The following is a 16663-nucleotide window of genomic DNA, read 5'->3' as shown; positions in this document are numbered from 1 at the left end:
TCGACGTGGCTTGCGCGACGGCCCGGATGACCAGAACAACCCCTGAGCAGCCCTCCTCTGAGGAGCGGAATGACAACAGCGATCACGCGCCCGGCCCTGCTGCTGCGCGACTTCTCCCTGGAGATGACCGGCAAGGACGCCGCCGAGGTCATCGACGCCCGCGGCGCCATCCCACCCGGTACCAGGATCAACGTCACCTTCCTCGGCAACGAGGATCTGCCGATGCGCCGGGCCGCCGCCCGCACGGTCCGCGAACAGGGCTTCGTGCCGGTACCGCACGTCTCCGCCCGCCGTCTGACCTCCTGCGAAGACCTGAAGGAATTTCTCGCCGCGCTGAGCGCGGACGGCACCCAGAAGGAAATTTTCGCCGTCGGCGGCGACCCCGCCGAACCCCACGGCCCATTTCCCGACGCGCTCTCGCTGATCGAGTCCGGGTTGTTGGAAGATTTCGCCGTACGGCGGGTCAGCGTCGCCGGTTACCCGGAAGGCCACCCTGACATCGCGGATTCCGCGCTGTGGTCGGCTTTGAAGGAAAAATCCACCGCATTGCAGGCGCACGGGCTGGCTGGGGAGATCATCACCCAGTTCGGTTTCGACGTCGATCCGGTGCTGGACTGGATCGCCCGCGTCCGTGAGCTGGGCATCGACCTGCCGGTGCGGGTCGGCGTCCCCGGGCCGGCCGGAGTCCGGCGCCTGATGCGCTACGCGGCGCGATTCGGTGTCGGCACCAGCGCGTCGATCGCCAAGAAGTACGGCCTGTCACTTACCAACCTGATGGGCACCGCCGGCCCCGAAAAATTCCTTCGCGCGCTGGCGACCGACTACCACCCCGACGTCCATGGCCAGGTCAAGCTGCACTTCTACACCTTCGGTGGGCTGCGCGCGACCTCGGACTGGATCCACGACTTCCGGAAAGCGAGCTGACGTTGACGCTCACCAGCCAGCCCACCGGCCCCACCGGCCCCACCGACACCGCTGGCTCCGCCGGGTCCATCGGCACCGCGGGATCCGCCGACGCCGCCGGGTCTGCCGTGGGCACTGCGAGTGTCGCCGGGTCCGTCGGTGCCGCCGGGTCTGCTGCCGGCACTGCGAGTGTCGCCGGGTCCGTCGGTGCCGCCGGGTCTGCCGCTGGCACTGCGAGTATCCCTGGGTCCGCAGGTATCGCCGGGTCCGCCGACACCGCAGGTATCGCTGGGTCTGACGGCACCGCGGGGTCCGCCGCCGTAGGCACCGCAGGTATTGCAGGGTCCGCAGATACCGCCGGGTCAGCCGGCAGCGCGGGGTCCGCCGACGCCGCCGACGTCGCCGGGGCCGTTGGCGCCGCCGGTAGCGCCAGGTTCGTCGGTCCCGCTCCGGTCACTGCGGAACAGGCTGTCCTGATCGTGCACGGCCGCGACCGCACTGGGATCGTCGCGGCGGTCAGCGCGGTGCTCGCCCGGCGCGGGGCGAACATCGTTTCGTTGGATCAGTACTCGGACAATCCGCATGGCGGAGCTTTCTTTCAGCGCACGGTCTTCACTTGCGACGGGCTCAAAGCTGTTCTGCCGAGGATCGAGAAGGACCTGCTGGAGCAGGGTTTGGAGCTCGAATTCACGCTACGTGACTCCGGGGCTCGGAAGCGGGTGGCAATTTTCGCCTCCAAGGCCGACCACTGCCTGGTGGACCTGCTCTGGCGGCACCGTCGCGGTGAGCTGCCGATCAGCGTTGCGATGGTAATTTCCAACCATCCGGACACGGCTGACGAGGTTCGGTCTTTCGGTATTCCGTTCTTTCATGTGCCGTCCGCGGGGCCGGATAAATCCGCCGCCGAGGCCGAGCATCTGCGGCTGCTTGCTGGGAACGTCGACTTCGTGGTTCTCGCCCGGTACATGCAGATTCTTTCCGGCGACTTCATCGAGCGTGTCGGTGTTCCGATCATCAATATCCATCACAGCTTTCTGCCCGCTTTTATCGGTGCCGGTCCATATGCCAAGGCCAAGGCTCGGGGTGTCAAACTCGTCGGTGCTACCGCGCACTACGTCACCGTGGATCTGGACGAGGGGCCAATCATCGAGCAGGACGTGGTCCGGGTCAGTCATGCGCATACCGTCGCTGAGCTGCAACGACGTGGTGCTGACGTGGAGCGGGACGTGCTCTCGCGAGCGGTTCTGTGGCACAGCCAGGATCGGGTGATCCGCGACGGTAACCACACGATCGTTTTTTCATAATGATCCGTGGCGGCGTGGCGGCGTGGCGGCGTGGCGGCGTGGCGGCGTGGCGGCGTGGCGGCGTGGCGGCGTGGCGGCGTGGCGGCGTGGCGGCGTGGCGGCGTGGCGGCGTGGCGGCGTGGCGGCGTGGCGGCGTGGCGGCGTGGCGGCGTGGCGGCGTGGCGGCGTGGCGGCGTGGCGGCGTGGCGGCGTGGCGGCGTGGCGGCGTGGCGGCGTGGCGGCGTGGCGGCGTGGCGGCGTGGCGGCGTGGCGGCGTGGCGGCGTGGCGGCGTGGCGGCGTGGCGGCGTGGCGGCGTGGCGGCGTGGCGGCGTGGCGGCGTGGCGGCGTGGCGGCGTGGCGGCGTGGCGGCGTGGCGGCGTGGCGGCGTGGCGGCGTGGCGGCGTGGCGGGGCTGACGCCGTACGGCGGAAGGGTTTTGTCCTTGGCCTTTAGACCAGGTAGTCGCGCAGGGTGCCGGAGCGGGCCGGGTGGCGCAGTTTTGACATGGTCTTCATCTCGATCTGGCGGATGCGCTCGCGGGTGACGCCGTAGACCTGGCCGATCTCGTCCAGGGTGCGCGGCACGCCGTCGCTCAGGCCGAAGCGGAGCCGGACCACGCCGGCCTCGCGCTCGGTGAGCGTGGCCAGGATCGTCTCCAACTGGTCACGCAGCAGGGCGAAGCTCACCGCGTCCAGCGCGACGACCGCGTCGGTGTCCTCGATGAAGTCGCCGAACTGGGCGTCGCCCTCCGAGCCGACGCCCTGGTCGAGCGAGATCGGCTCGCGGGCGTACTGCTGGATCTCGAGCACCTTCTCCGGCGGGAGGTCCATCTCCTGGCCCAGCTCGACCGGGGTGGCCTCGCGGCCCAGCTGGTGCAGCATCTCCCGCTGGACGCGGACCAGCTTGTTGATCAGCTCGACCATGTGCACCGGGATGCGGATCGTGCGGCCCTGGTCGGCCATCGCGCGGGAAATGGCCTGCCGGATCCACCATGTCGCATAGGTGGAGAATTTGAAGCCCTTGGTGTAATCGAATTTCTCGGCCGCGCGGATCAGGCCGACATTTCCCTCCTGGATCAGGTCGAGAAACGGCATGCTCCGGCCGCTGTAGCGTTTCGCGATGCTGACGACCAGACGCAGGTTCGCCTCCAGCAGATGGCTTTTCGCGCGCTCCCCGTCACGGGCGATGAATCGCAGGTCCCGCAGGCGGTCGGCGGCCACTTTCTGCTCGGACTCGTCATGGGCGCGCAGCAGCTCGGTCGCATACAGCCCGGCCTCGATGCGCTTGGCGATCGCCACCTCCTGCTCGGCGGTGAGCAGGGGGACCCGGCCGATCTCGCGCAGATAGGCCTTGACGGTGTCGACGTCCACATAGGCCTGCGTGACGGGCGAGGGTTCCTGCTGGTCGTCGTCGGAGTCCTCAGCCGGGCGGGCGCGGTCGATCGTTGCAGTCACGGGATCAACTCCGGCTGGTTACGGAGGCATCGCAGCCGGAGGAGAAGCGCTGCGGAGAGGCCCTCTGGCTCGTCGGGGGTATGCATGGAGCGATTCTCATTATACCCATGCGCGCCGCATATTCCCGTGCTACCAAGATTCACATTTGCGTGGCGGAAGAGGCCGGGCGGCAAAAACGCTGATTCAGCGGCCGGACTTCGTGGTCAGTGCCTTCTCCCAGATGAGCTTGACGGCCGGCAGCACCTCCGAGACGGCCGGGATGCCGGGACCCGGTTCGCGGACGCCGACGGTCAGGGCCGGGGCGGAGCGTTCGAGCGTTCCGGCCATCCGGTCGATGTCGGTGATGATCGAACCGGTGAGCACCAGGACGCCCGTGTCGTCGACCTCGGTGCGGACCTTGCGCAGGGTCTGACGCCGTACGTCGCGAAGGTTTTCCAAAAGGTGGTGAAGTTTTTCGGTGTCCTGGGTGAGGTCGGCGTGGGCCGCGAACGCCTCCGATGCCGCGGTCAGGACCTGGCCGATCTGCTCCGGCACGCCCGGCGCGTGCGGGGTGGCGGTCGCGTCGAACATCGAGCGCGCGACCGAATTGACCTGGTGGACGCCGTGTTCGAGCGCGCGCAGCGTCTGCCGCAGCGGCGCGACCCGGGTCACCGGGGTGGTCAGCGACCAGCGGGCCTGGCGGAGCAGGTCGTCGACCGCGGTGACCGCGTCGTCGAGCTCCTCGCTCAGCTCCCGGGAACGGGCCAGCCACTCGGCGGCCTGGTCGCGGGTGTAGCCGTCGCGGACCCCGGCGCCCAGATGGCCGAGCAGAAGGGCGATCCCGGTGGACATATCGGCGAGCTCGCGGCGGGCCCGTTCCAGCGGGGTCGCGCCGCCGACCAGCGGTGACAGGATCACGCCGACCAGGATGCCGAGGGCGGTGGCGGCGACGCGCTGCCAGACGAACGACTCGGTGACGGCGCTGCCGGCGACCAGGATGCCCAGCGACGTCGCCGGGACGGTGACCGAGCTGTCGCCCAGGCGCAGCAGGCGGCCGGCGAGCAGCCCGCACCCGGTGATCACCGCGATCGAGAGCGGGGTCAGGCCGAACGTTCCCCAGACGGCCACGGTCAGCGCGAGGCCGGCCAGGGTGCCGACCAGGCGCTGGGTGCCCTCGCGCAGCGAGGCGTGCGAACTGAGCTGCACCGACAGCGTGGCCGAGATCGCCGCGACGACCGGGCCGGCCAGGTGCAGCGTGCTCGCCGCGGACCAGGCGATGCCGGCGGCGGCCGAGGTGACGACCGCCGAGCGGGCGACCTCGGGGTCGACGCGGTTCCGGCAACGGCTGGCCAGGCGCCGGATCCGGGCCGGGATGAATGGCCTGATCCGGGTGTAGACGGCGCGGGTCGCGGACTCGACGGCGGGGCGGACGGTGCGGCGGAGCAGGGCTGCGGTGATCGCGCAGAGGAGGAGGCTGAGGGCGACGACGGCGAGCGAACGGGGCAACGGAACAGCTTTCTTTCTGTACGGGCGTTTCCGTTTTCCACGCTATCCCCGGGGCGGGGGTATATGGGCGAAATGGGGGAAGTGTGACGGGCGTCGCGCCGTTCTATACCGATAGTTATAGGCGCGGATATGACTTCAGCCAGATTCGTCGATCGGGTTTCGCTGCCAGACTTTTCGGCATGGCGAAGATGTGGGTCCGGCGGGTGGTGATCGGGGTTTCTTGTGCGCCGTTGGTGCTGGTCAGCGTGTTGCACACGATGGGGCGGTCGGGGGATTTCGGGGTGCTCGGGAGGTGGTATGTGCTGACGGGGCTGGCGGTGGCCGGGTTCCTGGCCTGGGGTCTGGTCGAGCGGGCGATCGGGTGGGCGACCAGGCCGGGCGAGTGAGGGCTGGCGCTATTCACCTGTGTGTATAGTGGCGCGCCATGACGATCGGGACGGCGTTTCTGGCACTGCTGGAGGGGCGGCCGCAGCACGGCTATGACCTGAAGCGGGCCTATGACCAGCACTTCGGCCGGGAGCGGCCGCTGCACTACGGGCAGGTCTACACGACGCTGGCGAAGCTGCTCAAGAACGGACTGGTCAGTGTGGACGGGGCCGAGGGGGAGGGCGGGCCGGACCGGAAGCGGTACACGATCACCGCGAGTGGGGTGACCGATGTGCAGCGGTGGCTCGATGAGCCGGAGAAGCCCGATCAGTATCTGCAGAGCGCCCTCTACGCCAAGGTGATCGGTGCGCTGCTGACCGGGCGGCCCGCCGCTGACGTGCTGGACGTGCAGCGGGAGGAGCATCTGGTCGCGATGCGGGAGCTGACCCGGCGCAAGCGTGGCGGGGATCTGGCCGACCGGCTGATCTGTGACCACGCGCTGTTCCACCTGGAGGCCGATCTGCGCTGGCTGGAGCACACGGCGACGGTTCTCGACGAGCTGGCCGAGGAGGTGCGGCGGTGAGTGCTTCTGGTGGCCGAGTAGGTCCGGCGGTGAGCGGTGCTGGTGGGCGAGGAGGCGCGGCCGTGGGCGCTGCTGGTGGCCGGGGAGGTCCGGTGGCGAGTGTGCTGCCGGTGGCCGGGGAGGTGCGGCGGTGAGTGCGCTGCTGGTGGCTGAGCAACTGCACAAGGTGTACGGGGCGACGACCGCCCTGGCCGGGGCGGATCTGGCGGTGCACGCCGGGGAGATCGTGTCGGTGATGGGGCCGTCCGGTTCCGGTAAGTCGACGCTGCTGCACTGCGCGGCGGGGCTGACCGCTCCCGACGCGGGGCTGGTGACGTATGCCGGGCAGGAGCTCGCCGGGCTCGGGGACCGGCGGCGCAGTGCGCTGCGGCGGCGCGAGTTCGGGTTCGTGTTCCAGTTCGGGCAGCTGGTGCCGGAGCTGACCGCGCTGCAGAACGTGGCGCTGCCGCTGCGCCTGGACGGGGTGCCGCGGCGGGCGGCCGAGCGTCGCGCGGCGGGGCTGATGGATCGGCTGGGGCTGGCCGACAAGGCGGGCGCCCGGCCCACCGAGCTGTCCGGCGGGCAGCAGCAGCGGACGGCGGTGGCGCGGGCGCTGGTCACCGACCCGAAGGTGATCTTCGCGGACGAGCCGACCGGTGCGCTCGACTCGGTCGCCGGGGAACAGGTGATGGACCTGCTGACCGGCGCGGCGCGGGCGGCCGGCGCGGCGGTCGTGCTGGTCACGCACGATGCGCGGGTCGCGGCATACGCCGATCGCGGCGTCGTGGTCCGCGACGGCCGCACCGCGGTCCGGGCGGGCATCCGATGAGCCGGGTGTTTGTCGGGCCGGCCGTCGGGGTCCGCGGTGCGGGCGGGTATCCGATGAGCCGGGTGCTTGCCGAGCTGGCGCTCGGGGTCCGTGTCGCGGTTCGGGTGGGTCGGCGATGAGCCGGATCCTCGCCGAGCTGGGGCTCGGGGTTCGGCTGGCGTTCGCCGGTGGGCGGCGCGGGTGGCTCCGGACGGCGATGGCGACGATCGGGGTCGCGATCGGGGCGCTCGCGCTGCTGCTCGGCGCGTCCGTGCCGGTGCTGCTCGACGCCCGCCAGGCGCGCGTCGACGCCCGCTCGGACAGCACCGGCGGGCAGGAGGTGCCGGTCGGGCGGACGGTGGCGATCGGCGCGGTGGACTCGCAGGCCGGGGCTGACCCCGTACGCGGAAGGTTGTTGTGGCCGGACTCGCCGGACGCGCCCCTGCCGCCCGGTGTGCCCGCCTTCCCCGCGGATCAGGAAATGTATGTGTCGCCCGCCCTGCGGGCGGCGCTGGCCGGGCCGGACGGCGACGCCCTGCGCCGGCAGATGCCCTACCGGGTGATCGGCGAGATCGGGCCGGCGGGGCTGGCCGGGCCGAAGGAGTTCGCCTACTACGCCGGGTATCGGCGGGCTCAGGAGCTGGTCGGCGGCACCACCTGGCGGGTGGCCGGGTTCGGGCTCGTGGTGATCGAGGACGGCCCGTCGACCAGCACCTACGTCCTGGTCGTGGCGCTGCTGGCGACCCTGCTGCTGCCGGTGGCGATCTTCATCGGCGCCGCGCTGCGGTTCGGCGCGGACGTCCGGGACCGGCGGCTGGCCGCGATCCGGCTGATCGGCGCGGACCGCCGGGCGATACTGCGCATCGCGCTCGGCGAGAGCCTGGTCCCGGCCGCCTGCGGGCTTCTTCTCGGTACGGCGTTGTACCTGGTCGTGCGCGGGTTCGCCGCGCGCCTGCAACTGTTCGACGTGAGCGTCTACCCGGCCGACGTACGCCCGGTGCCGATCCTGGCCGCGCTCGTCGTCGCCGCCGTGGTGGCGCTGTCGGCCGGGACGGCGCTGCTCGGTTTCCGCGGGGTGACGGTCGAGCCGCTGGGCGTGCTGCGCCGCTCGGCGGTCTGGCGTGGCCGGCTGTGGTGGCGGCTGATCCCGCTCGCGGCCAGCCTCGCGCTGCTCTACCCGGCCATCCGCGGCGGCCCCGGGATCAGCGAGGACCGGACCGGCCTCGGCGTGGTGGTCCTGGTCGTCGCCATGATCCCGCTGTTGCCGTACCTGGTGCCGCTGGTGGCCCGGGCGCTGCCCGCCGGGCCGGCGTCCTGGCAGCTCGCGTCCCAGCAGCTGCGCCGCAATCCGACCGGCTCGACCCGGGCGGTCACCGGCATCGTCGTCGCGGTCGCCGGGGCGATCGCGCTGCACAGCTTCTTCGCCGCGGCGGCGGTGCGCCGGGCCACCCCCGACGACGCCGCCGACCCGGCGTTCCTGCTGCAGGCGCCGGGCCGGCAGAGTGCCGACGCGATGCGCCGGCGCACGGCCCAGTTCGAACGGATCGCCGGGGTACGGGCCGGCACCGTCACCAAGTACGCGCTGGCCCCGGACGGCGCCGGGAGCTACTACGGCTATCTGATCGTCGGCGACTGCGCCGCGCTGGCCCAGATCGCGGCGACCGGTGCGTGCGCCGACGGTGACGTCTTCACCACCGCGGACGTCGGCCGCGCGGTCGTCCTGGACGGCACCGACGGTACGAAGGTGCCGGTCCCCGCCACCGCCCGGCGCATCCGGTTGATCGGGTCGGACGCGGCGTACACCGGCCCGACCGTGCTGATGACACCGCGCGCCGCGCCCGCGACCCTGGCCGGGATCGAGCCGTGGTTCGTCGAGACGCGGATGTTCACCACGGTCACCCCGGCGACCGTGGCCCCGCGGCTGCGCGGGGTCGCCGCCGAGGTCGACCCGCTCGCCATGTTCACCGCGTTCGCCCCGGAGGCCGACAAGTTCGCGCCGCTGCGGACCGCCCTGGACCTCGGTTCGGCGCTGATCCTGCTGATGATGGGCGCCGGCCTGCTGCTGGACGTCGCCGACCGGCTGCACGAGCGACGCCGGCTGCTCGGTGTGCTGAGCGCGGTCGGCGCCCGCCGGTCCACGGTGCTCTGGTCGGTGCTGCTGCAGGCGGTCGTGCCGGTGCTGACCGGGCTGGCCCTGGCCGTCGCCACCGGCACCTACCTCGGCGTGCTGCTGATGCGGATGTCGCAGGTGCCGGTGCTGATCCGGGCGTCGGCGGTGCTCGGACCGGTGGCGGCCGGCGGCGCGCTGGTGCTGGTGACCACGGTGGTCGTGCTGCTGCCGGCGATCCGCCGGGTCACCCGGACCGAGGAGCTGCGTTACGAGTGAGACTCCAGGCGGCCCAGCGCGCCGACCGGCTCTTCCCAGGGGCCACGATCAAGATCAACGGCATTGCGGAGGTACGCCGTGGTCAGCCGCCGTAGCAGCGCCACCCGCGCCGGGTTCTCGTCGGTGGTCTCGGCCGCCTCGTAGCCGGCGATCCCGCCCAGCGAGTGCTCCGCGCCGAAGAGCGTGAGCAGGCTCTTCGGCCCGGGGCTCAGGTGGTACGGGTCGGCGGTCCACTCCGGTCCGCGGACGGTCAGCGGCAGGTCGTCCCGGTCGCCCATGACGACCAGGGCGGGCTTGTGCATCCGGGTGAAGTCCGGGTTCATGAACGGGAAGTGCTCGGCCGCGTACGGCGTCAGGTCGGCCCCGCCGGTGCCGGCCGTCGCCAGCAGCACGCCCGCGGTGACCCGCGGATCGGCGTAGTCGGTCCGCTCGCCGGTGACCGGGTCGACCACGCGCAGGCCGAGCAGGTTCCCGGCGGTCTGCCCGCCGAACGAGTGCCCGGCCACCGCGATCCGCGCGTGGTCGAGCCGCCCGCCGAGCCCGGGCACCGCCGCCGCCAGCACGTCGAGCGAGTCCAGGATCAGCCGCAGGTCCTCGACCCGGGTCCGCCACAGGCCGGGGATCCGCGGGTCGTCCGGGGCCAGCCCGACCGTGCGGGAGTCCAGGTGGGTGGGCTGGACGACGGCGAATCCGTGGGCGGCCCAGTGGTCGGTGAGCGGGCCGTAGCCCTCCAGCGAGGACCCGTGGCCGTGCGAGAACACGACGATCGGCAGGCCCTCGCCGGTGACCGGGGCGGTGACCTTCACGGGCAGGTCGGCGCCGCGGCCGGGCGCGGGCAGCAGGATCGGTTTCACCGAGACGATCGGGGGCATGGCGCAGTCCTTCCGGTAGCATCCCTCGAAACGGGACGCTGTCCCGATTAGGTATACGGGACGTTGTCCCGTTTAGCAACGACGGGAGTCCGAGCTGATGGGCGAGGGGGAACGACCGCGGCGGGCGGACGCGCGCCGCAACGAGCAGGCGCTGCTCGACGCGGCCGCGGCGGTGTTCGTGGACGCGGGCGTGGAGGTGCCGATCCGGGACATCGCGGTGCGGGCCGGCGTGGGGACGGCGACGATCTACCGGCACTTCCCGACCCGGGCGGACCTGATCGTGGCGGTCTACCGGCACCAGGTGGAGCACCTGGCCGGGGCCGGGCCGGCGCTGTCGGCGTCGGCGGCCGGGCCCTATGCCGCGCTGCGGGCGTGGATCGACCTGTTCGTCGACTTCGTGGTGACCAAGCAGGGGCTGGCCCGGGTCCTGCAGTCGGAGGATCCCTGCTACGACCCGCTGCACGCGTACTTCCTGGAACGCCTCGAACCGGTCTGCGCGGGGTTGCTCGACGCGGCTGCGGACGCGGGGGAGATCGTGGCGGGGCAGGATCCCTACGAGTTGATGCGCGGGGTGGGGAGCCTCTGCGCGGGTGGGGGGAAACCGCGTTACGACGTACGCCGAATGGTTGATCTTCTGGTTGCCGGGCTGCGCCGGAGCCCGGAGTGAGGCCGGCGACCTTGCGCGCGTGGGTCCACGGGTGGGCGATCTCGCGGGGCGTGCCGGCCCCCGCTGAGGTGGAGGGCGGGTGGCTGATCGAGGTGGGTCTGCCCTGGCACCGGCGGCGGTACGTGCTGGACGAGCCGGGTCCGGACCTGCTGGCCCGGCTCGGGCGGGAGCAGGCCACGCCCGGGACCTGGATCAAGGCCGTCGGGGACGCGGACCGGCTGCACGCCGCCCTGCCGGCCGGATGGAAGCCGGCCGAGACGCTGCACGTGATGACCACGACGTTGCGGCCGGCGCCGGAGGTGACGCCGCCCGCGCCCTATACGGCCCGGCTGGACGGCTCCGGCGAGCGGGTGACGGCGGTGGTCCTGGACGACGGAGGGCAGGTGGCGGCGTCGGCCACGCTGGCGCTGGCCGGCGGGTTCGGGATCGTCGACCGGGTGGAGACCGTGGCCGGGCACCGGCGGCGGGGGCTGGGCAGCGTCGTCATGCGGACGCTCGCGAACCATGCCCTCGCGTCCGGCGTGGCGGCCGGGGTCCTGGTCGCCACCGATGACGGGCGCGCGCTCTATCAACGGCTGGGCTGGACGGTCCGGGTGCCGCTCGCGGCCGCCTACCTGCCGCCGTAGCCACGGGGTCGCGGGCTGAATCACGGGTGATCTACGGTGGGCGCTCGTTGTCGATCCCTGTCGTGGAGGAAATTTTCATGCCATCCCGTTCGGTCCGGCGCCTGCTGGCCACGCTGGCCGCGGCCGCCGTCGCCACCCTCGGCCTGGCCGCCCCCGCGCACGCCGCCGCTCCGGTGCTCACCATGGCCGGGACCGTCGTCGGCCAGGGAGCCACGGCGAAGATTTTCGCCAAGATCGACGCTGACGCGGGAACCTACGTCAATCCGACGATGACCTTCGAGGCGAGCGGCCTGGCCGCGGGCGTCAAGGTCAGCGGTAGCCCGAACTTCGCGCCGATCCAGTGCACGAACACCTCGGCGACGACGGTGACCTGCACCGGCGTCTCGCTGCGGATCGGCACCAACACGGTCGTCCTCGAGGTGGCCGCGGACCAGAACGCCAAGGCCGGTCCCGGCGGCGCGGTGCGGGCGACGTTCACGGCCGACGGCGTGGCGCCGGTGACGGCCGGCACCACGTTCGAGGTGGCCGAGGGGATCGGCCTCAAGGGCGGCACGCAGCCGGAGGTCACCCTGCACCCGGGCGACAGGTTCGACGTGCACCTGGCGATCACCAACACCTCCGGCTCCACCGTGCACGGGCTGGTGCTGGCCGCCGAGCCCGAGGTCGTGAACAGCTTCGACTCGGCCGTCACGTTCCCCGAGCGCTTCTCGAACTGCACGTACTCCGACACCCCGCCGTACACGAGCGGCCTGGTGCTCTGCCACTTCGACATCGACCTGAAGCCGGGCGCGACCGTCAAGGCGGACATGCCGGCCCAGGTGCTCGCCGACGCCGGTGACGACGGCGCGACCTTCCGGACCGTCGTCAGCTGGCTCTGGCTGACCGCCGGCACCGTGAAGTACGACAAGTCCCTGCAGCTGCGCGAGACCACCCCCGAGACCCACCCTGGCACCGGCCCGGTCCTGGAGCTGACGCCGGCCGCGGCGCCGGTCACCGAGGGCGCCGTCAAGCAGTTCGGCCGGAGCTTCCAGGGCGTCCGGGTGCACGTGATCCAGCCCAGCGTCAGTGCCGGCCCGAGCGCGAGCGGCGGTCCGACCCTGCCGATCACCGGCCCGCGGACCGGCCTGCTCGCCGGTGGCGGCGCCCTGGTCGTCGCGCTCGGTCTGCTCGGGCTGATGCTGGCCCGCCGCCGCCGGACCCGGTTCGAGGCCTGACCCGGGGTTCGGCGCCGCGGTATTCGGTGGCGCGGCAGGCGCGGGTTGCGTGACGATTCCGCTGCCCGCGCTCTGCCGAGGAGACCGAAATGCCTGAGGATCAAAATCCGCCTGACGTACGGGTTTCCGCCGGCGCCCTGCGCGGCCGGTGGGAGTCGGGAGTCGCGGTGTTCCGCGGGATCCCGTTCGCGGCGCCGCCGGTCGGGGTGCACCGGTTCGCGGCGCCGCGACCGGCCGCGGGCTGGGCCGGGGTGCGGCCGGCGGACGAGTTCGGGCCGCCGCCACCGCAGCCGGACGTTTTCGGCAGCGGGCCGGTGGCGTCCGGGGACGACTGGCTGACGGTCAACGTGTGGTCGCCCGACCCCGGGCCGGGCGCGGGACTGCCGGTCATGGTGTGGGTGCACGGCGGCGGCTACACGATCGGCCGGTCGTCGCTGCCGGAGTACGACGGCGCCCGGCTGGCCCGGGACGGCGGCGTGGTGGTGGTGACGTTCAACTACCGGGTCGGGCTGGAGGGCTTCGGGCACGTCGCCGGGGCGCCGGCCAACCGGGGGCTGCTGGACCAGGTGGCCGCACTGGAGTGGGTGCGGGACAACATCGCGGCGCTCGGCGGGGACCCGGCCCGGGTGACCGTCTTCGGCGAGTCGGCCGGAGGCGGCTCGGTGGCCGCGCTGCTGGCGATGCCGCGGGCGGCCGGACTGTTCCGGGCCGCGATCGCGCAGAGTGTGCAGGGAAGTTTCTTCGCGCCGGAGCTGGCCGCGGACATCGCCGCGTCGGTGGCGCCGGACCTGGCCACGCTGAGCCCGGCCGAGCTGGCCGCGGCCGGGCAGGCGATCACGCCGCGCGGCCGGTGGGGCGCGGCCGGATACCGGTCGCTCTTCTTCGCGCCGGTCGTCGACGGGGACGTCCTGCCGGCGACGCCGTGGGCCGCGCTCGCCGCGGGCGCGGGCCGGGACGTCGCGCTGCTCGCCGGGCACACCCGCGACGAACATCGGCTGTTCAGCATGCTCAGCGGGGAGCTCGGGCGGATCACCGCGGAACAGGCGGCGACCGCGCTCGACGCGCTCGCGCCCGGGCCGGACGGGGCCGCGCGGTATCGGCGGGCCTACCCGGACGCGGACGCCGGCGCGCTGCACGAGCTGGTCAACTCCGACTGGTCGTTCCGGATGCCGAGCGTGCAACTGGCCGCGGCGCAGGTCGCCGGGGGCGGGCGGGCGCACCTGTTCGAGCTGGCCTGGCCGGCGCCGGGGCTCGGCGGGACGCTCGGGGCGTGTCACGGGCTGGACGTTCCGCTGGTCTTCGGCAACCTGGGCACGGGGCTGCCGGCGGTGCTGCTCGGCGACGATCCGGGGGCGGACGCGGTGGCGCTGTCGGCGCGGATGCGGGCGGCGTGGACCGGGTTCGCGACGAGCGGGAACCCCGGCTGGGCCGCCTTCGACGAGGCGGAGCGGGCGACCCGGGTCTTCGATCGGGTGGACGGGCTCACGCCGTACCCGGAAATCTCCTCGCTCTTGATCTGGAAGAATTTTTTCTTCCCGCCACTCACGCTGCAGGAATGACGGCGACGACGGCCGATGTTCGCCGATGATCCATCTTTCCGCCTTTCGCGTATACCGGGGCGTGTGGCAGATTGATGCGGCGCGTTGGATGTGTGCGGGGGGAACGGCTTTGGAGCAGAGCAACGGGTCAGGTCCGCGGTACGTCAGGCGGATGTTCGTCGCCCTGACCCTGGCCGCCGGAGCGGTGGTGCTGCTGCCGGGCGCGGCGCAGGCCCAGCCCGACACCAGCACGTCGACGACGCCGGTCACCTGTCGTCCCGGCGAGGTCACCTCGGCCGACCGGATGCTCGCCGCCCAGTTGCGGTCGTCGATGACCGGGCCGCGGCTCGGCTCGCTGATCGGCGGGGTCAACATCGCCTGCGCCCGGATCATCGTGCGGACCGTGCAGAAGCGCGGGCTCGGGATGCGCGCCGCGATCATCGCGGTGACCGCGGCGATCGCCGAGAGCACGCTGAACAACCACCTCGAGGCGACCGACCACGACAGCCTCGGCCTGTTCCAGCAGCGGCCGTCGCAGGGCTGGGGCACGCCCGGGCAGCTGGTGAATCCGGTGTACGCGACCAACGCGTTCCTGAACGCGATGGTCCGCAAGTACCCGGGCGGAAAATGGCAGTCCGGTGACATCGGGGCGATCGTCCAGAAGGTGCAGACCTCCCGCTTCCCGGGCGCCTACGCGCCGGAGGCGCACGACGCCCAGCTGATCGTCGCCGGCCTGTGGGCCCAGCCCGCGACCGCCGCCGCGCAGCCCGGCGACCCCGCGCCCGCCGTGCCGGCCGGGCCGTTCCAGCGCACCCTGGCCACCGCCGGCACCGAGCTCGGCACGCTCGACGGCTCGCACGCGCTGCTGATGGCCGACTGGAACGGCGACAAGCACGCCGACCTGGTCGTCGTGCGCGGCGCGGGCACCGTCACCGGGCAGACCGAGGTGCGCATCATGGACGGCGCCCGGAACTTCTCGTCGCTGCTGCTGAACACGGCGACCGCGGTCGGGCCGACCGACGCGACCTACGAGTACCAGGTCGCCGATGTCAACGCCGACGGCCGCCCCGACCTGGTCGTGGTGCAGAAGACCGGCACCGCCGGCGGGCGGCCCGAGGTGCGGATCGCCGACGGCGCGTCGTACTTCCAGAAGTTCCTGCTCGACACGACCGCCACGGGGGCCGCCCCGGCCGACGAGCACACCCGGTTCGCGGTGGCCGACTGGAACGGTGACGGCAAGCTCGACCTGGTCAGCGCGCACACCGCCGGCACGGTCAGCAAGAAGGTCGAGGTCCAGGTGCTGGACGGGGCGACCAACTTCCAGCAGCCGATCGGGGCGACGCTGACCACCGCGGAGCCGGCCGCCGACAACCTGCGGATCGCGGTCACCGACTGGAACAACGACAAGCACCCGGACCTGGTCGTGCTGCGGACGTCCGGGACGGCGGCGCTGCACGTGCTGGACGGGGCGGCCGGGCTCGGCAAGTCGCTGACCCAGGCCAGTCCCGCGACCGGGACTCTCGACGACCGGCACGAGCTGCTGGTCGACGACTTCAACACCGACGGCAAGCAGGACCTCGTGGTGGTGCAGAAGAGCGGCACCGCGAGCGGCCGCGCCGAGGTCTCGGTCCTCGGCGGTTAGCCACCGGTGAAACGGCCTGTCCTGCCGGCGCTGGGCGTGACGTTCCCGGCGCCGCGCAGGTGGCTCACTCGCGCACGCCGAGGCCATTCAGGTGGCGTCGGCGAGGGCCGCGGCGCTGACGATTCGGATCCGGTGGCCCGCGGTCCGGCGTGGGCCCGCGCGAGTCGTGGCGGCCGGCCGCGCAAGGCGCAGCGTTTCCACGACCGGGCCGGGCGCGCCTCCTCGACCGGGCCGGTCGGGTCTCCTTGATCGGGCCGGGCGTGACGACGGCCCTCGCTCGCGGAAAGCGGCGGGGCCGTTGTCATTGTCTCGACCGGGAACGGGGATCTCAGCCGTCGAACCCGGGCGGGCGCTGTGCAGTACCTGTGCCCGCTTATCGCCGCGGGTAACCTCCCAGGGCGTCCTCGTGATCGCTGAGGGCGCGGGACAGCGCCCGGCACACCTGTCCGTAACGGATCGCGTCGTCGGTGCTCAGCACCAGGATCGGGGCGTGGGCGACGGTCACCCACAGCTCGTGCAGACGGCCGTACCTCCGAAGGTCTTCCAGAGCCTGTAAGCCGGTCGACCCGGCGGCCAGGTGGGCGACCACCCGGACCAGCAGGATGACCGCGACCAGCAGCAGGCCCGGGCCGGCCCAGATCCAGCTGGTGAGCAGCCCGACCGAGATCTCCACCGCGACCATCGCCGCCAGCACCACGCCGGCGATGACGGCCTTGCGCCCGGCCGCGCGGCGACCGCGGCGCCAGGCCTGCTCGATCTCGCCGAGCGGATACTTCCGGCCGTGCACCTCGAGGCCGGAGGCGGCCACCGTCACGTCGGCGTCCTGGTAGTAGATTCGCATCCCGCACCCCCGGTCC

General features: G+C 72.5%; 14 protein-coding genes and 2 pseudogenes. 12 read left to right on the top strand and 4 right to left on the bottom strand.

The annotated features are described in order from the left end of the window. Window positions 1-69 precede the first annotated feature (69 nt). The 3 genes and pseudogenes from L3i22_RS32590 to L3i22_RS32580 all read left to right on the top strand — a co-directional run bounded on the left by L3i22_RS32590 (window position 70) and on the right by L3i22_RS32580 (window position 2602). Window positions 70-924 (top strand): methylenetetrahydrofolate reductase, encoded by an 855-nt coding sequence (locus L3i22_RS32590; protein WP_221321319.1) that lies wholly within the window; start codon window positions 70-72, stop codon window positions 922-924. A gap of 422 nt (window positions 925-1346) precedes the next feature. Next, window positions 1347-2207: pseudogene (gene purU, locus L3i22_RS32585) on the top strand (formyltetrahydrofolate deformylase); the annotation flags it as partial. Continuing rightward, entirely contained in the window at window positions 2207-2602 is a 396-nt protein-coding gene (locus tag L3i22_RS32580; RefSeq protein WP_221321318.1) for a hypothetical protein, read from the top strand. The pseudogene purU and the gene L3i22_RS32580, both read left to right, overlap by 1 nt. Window positions 2603-2635: 33 nt before the next feature. Here the strand turns inward: L3i22_RS32580 and L3i22_RS32575 are convergent. Then, window positions 2636-3610 (bottom strand): annotated as a pseudogene (locus tag L3i22_RS32575) (RNA polymerase sigma factor); the annotation flags it as partial. A 213-nt stretch (window positions 3611-3823) separates the two neighbouring features. Further along, window positions 3824-5125, bottom strand: coding sequence for an aromatic acid exporter family protein (locus L3i22_RS32570; protein WP_221321317.1), 1302 nt, complete (start codon window positions 5123-5125; stop codon window positions 3824-3826). 179 nt (window positions 5126-5304) lie between these two features. Here L3i22_RS32570 and L3i22_RS32565 point away from each other — a divergent pair, with 179 nt between their 5' ends. From L3i22_RS32565 to L3i22_RS32550, 4 genes are all read left to right on the top strand, one after another. Then, window positions 5305-5511: a hypothetical protein gene (locus tag L3i22_RS32565; protein WP_221321316.1), complete on the top strand. Its 207-nt coding sequence runs from the start codon at window positions 5305-5307 to the stop codon at window positions 5509-5511. Between the two features lie 38 nt (window positions 5512-5549). Beyond that, window positions 5550-6074, top strand: coding sequence for a PadR family transcriptional regulator (locus L3i22_RS32560; RefSeq protein ID WP_221321315.1), 525 nt, complete (start codon window positions 5550-5552; stop codon window positions 6072-6074). A 130-nt stretch (window positions 6075-6204) separates the two neighbouring features. Beyond that, window positions 6205-6882, top strand: a complete 678-nt coding sequence (locus L3i22_RS32555) for an ABC transporter ATP-binding protein (protein WP_221321314.1) — start codon at window positions 6205-6207, stop codon at window positions 6880-6882. Window positions 6883-6997: 115 nt separating this feature from the next. Next, entirely contained in the window at window positions 6998-9247 is a 2250-nt protein-coding gene (locus L3i22_RS32550; protein WP_221321313.1) for an ABC transporter permease, read from the top strand. Here L3i22_RS32550 and L3i22_RS32545 read toward each other — a convergent pair. Beyond that, the gene (locus L3i22_RS32545; RefSeq protein ID WP_221321312.1) at window positions 9238-10119 is read right to left on the bottom strand and encodes a chlorophyllase; all 882 of its coding nucleotides are present in this window, start codon (window positions 10117-10119) and stop codon (window positions 9238-9240) included. The genes L3i22_RS32550 and L3i22_RS32545 overlap by 10 nt on opposite strands. Window positions 10120-10216: 97 nt before the next feature. Here L3i22_RS32545 and L3i22_RS32540 point away from each other — a divergent pair, with 97 nt between their 5' ends. The 5 genes from L3i22_RS32540 (at window position 10217) to L3i22_RS32520 (ending at window position 15806) form a co-directional block, all read left to right on the top strand. Further along, window positions 10217-10786 (top strand): TetR/AcrR family transcriptional regulator, encoded by a 570-nt coding sequence (locus tag L3i22_RS32540; RefSeq protein ID WP_221321311.1) that lies wholly within the window; start codon window positions 10217-10219, stop codon window positions 10784-10786. A gap of 50 nt (window positions 10787-10836) precedes the next feature. Then, window positions 10837-11412 carry a GNAT family N-acetyltransferase gene (locus L3i22_RS32535; protein ID WP_221321310.1) on the top strand — a complete coding sequence of 192 codons (576 nt, stop codon included), beginning with the start codon at window positions 10837-10839 and terminating at the stop codon, window positions 11410-11412. Window positions 11413-11489: 77 nt separating this feature from the next. Continuing rightward, a complete protein-coding gene (locus tag L3i22_RS32530) occupies window positions 11490-12626 on the top strand; it encodes a hypothetical protein (RefSeq protein WP_221321309.1) in 1137 nt (378 codons plus the stop codon). Between the two features lie 89 nt (window positions 12627-12715). Continuing rightward, window positions 12716-14185, top strand: coding sequence for a carboxylesterase/lipase family protein (locus L3i22_RS32525; RefSeq protein WP_221321308.1), 1470 nt, complete (start codon window positions 12716-12718; stop codon window positions 14183-14185). A 151-nt stretch (window positions 14186-14336) separates the two neighbouring features. Further along, window positions 14337-15806 (top strand): VCBS repeat-containing protein, encoded by a 1470-nt coding sequence (locus L3i22_RS32520; protein ID WP_255657341.1) that lies wholly within the window; start codon window positions 14337-14339, stop codon window positions 15804-15806. Window positions 15807-16179: 373 nt separating this feature from the next. Here L3i22_RS32520 and L3i22_RS32515 read toward each other — a convergent pair whose 3' ends face one another. Then, on the bottom strand, window positions 16180-16647 hold the full coding sequence (locus L3i22_RS32515; RefSeq protein ID WP_221321306.1) for a DUF6232 family protein: 468 nt from the start codon (window positions 16645-16647) through the stop codon (window positions 16180-16182). Window positions 16648-16663: the final 16 nt, after the last annotated feature.

Source organism: Actinoplanes sp. L3-i22 (genome assembly GCF_019704555.1).
Lineage (GTDB): Bacteria > Actinomycetota > Actinomycetes > Mycobacteriales > Micromonosporaceae > Actinoplanes.
The sequence above is the reverse complement of the archived record's forward strand: the minus strand, read 5'-3'. Positions and strand labels throughout refer to the sequence as shown.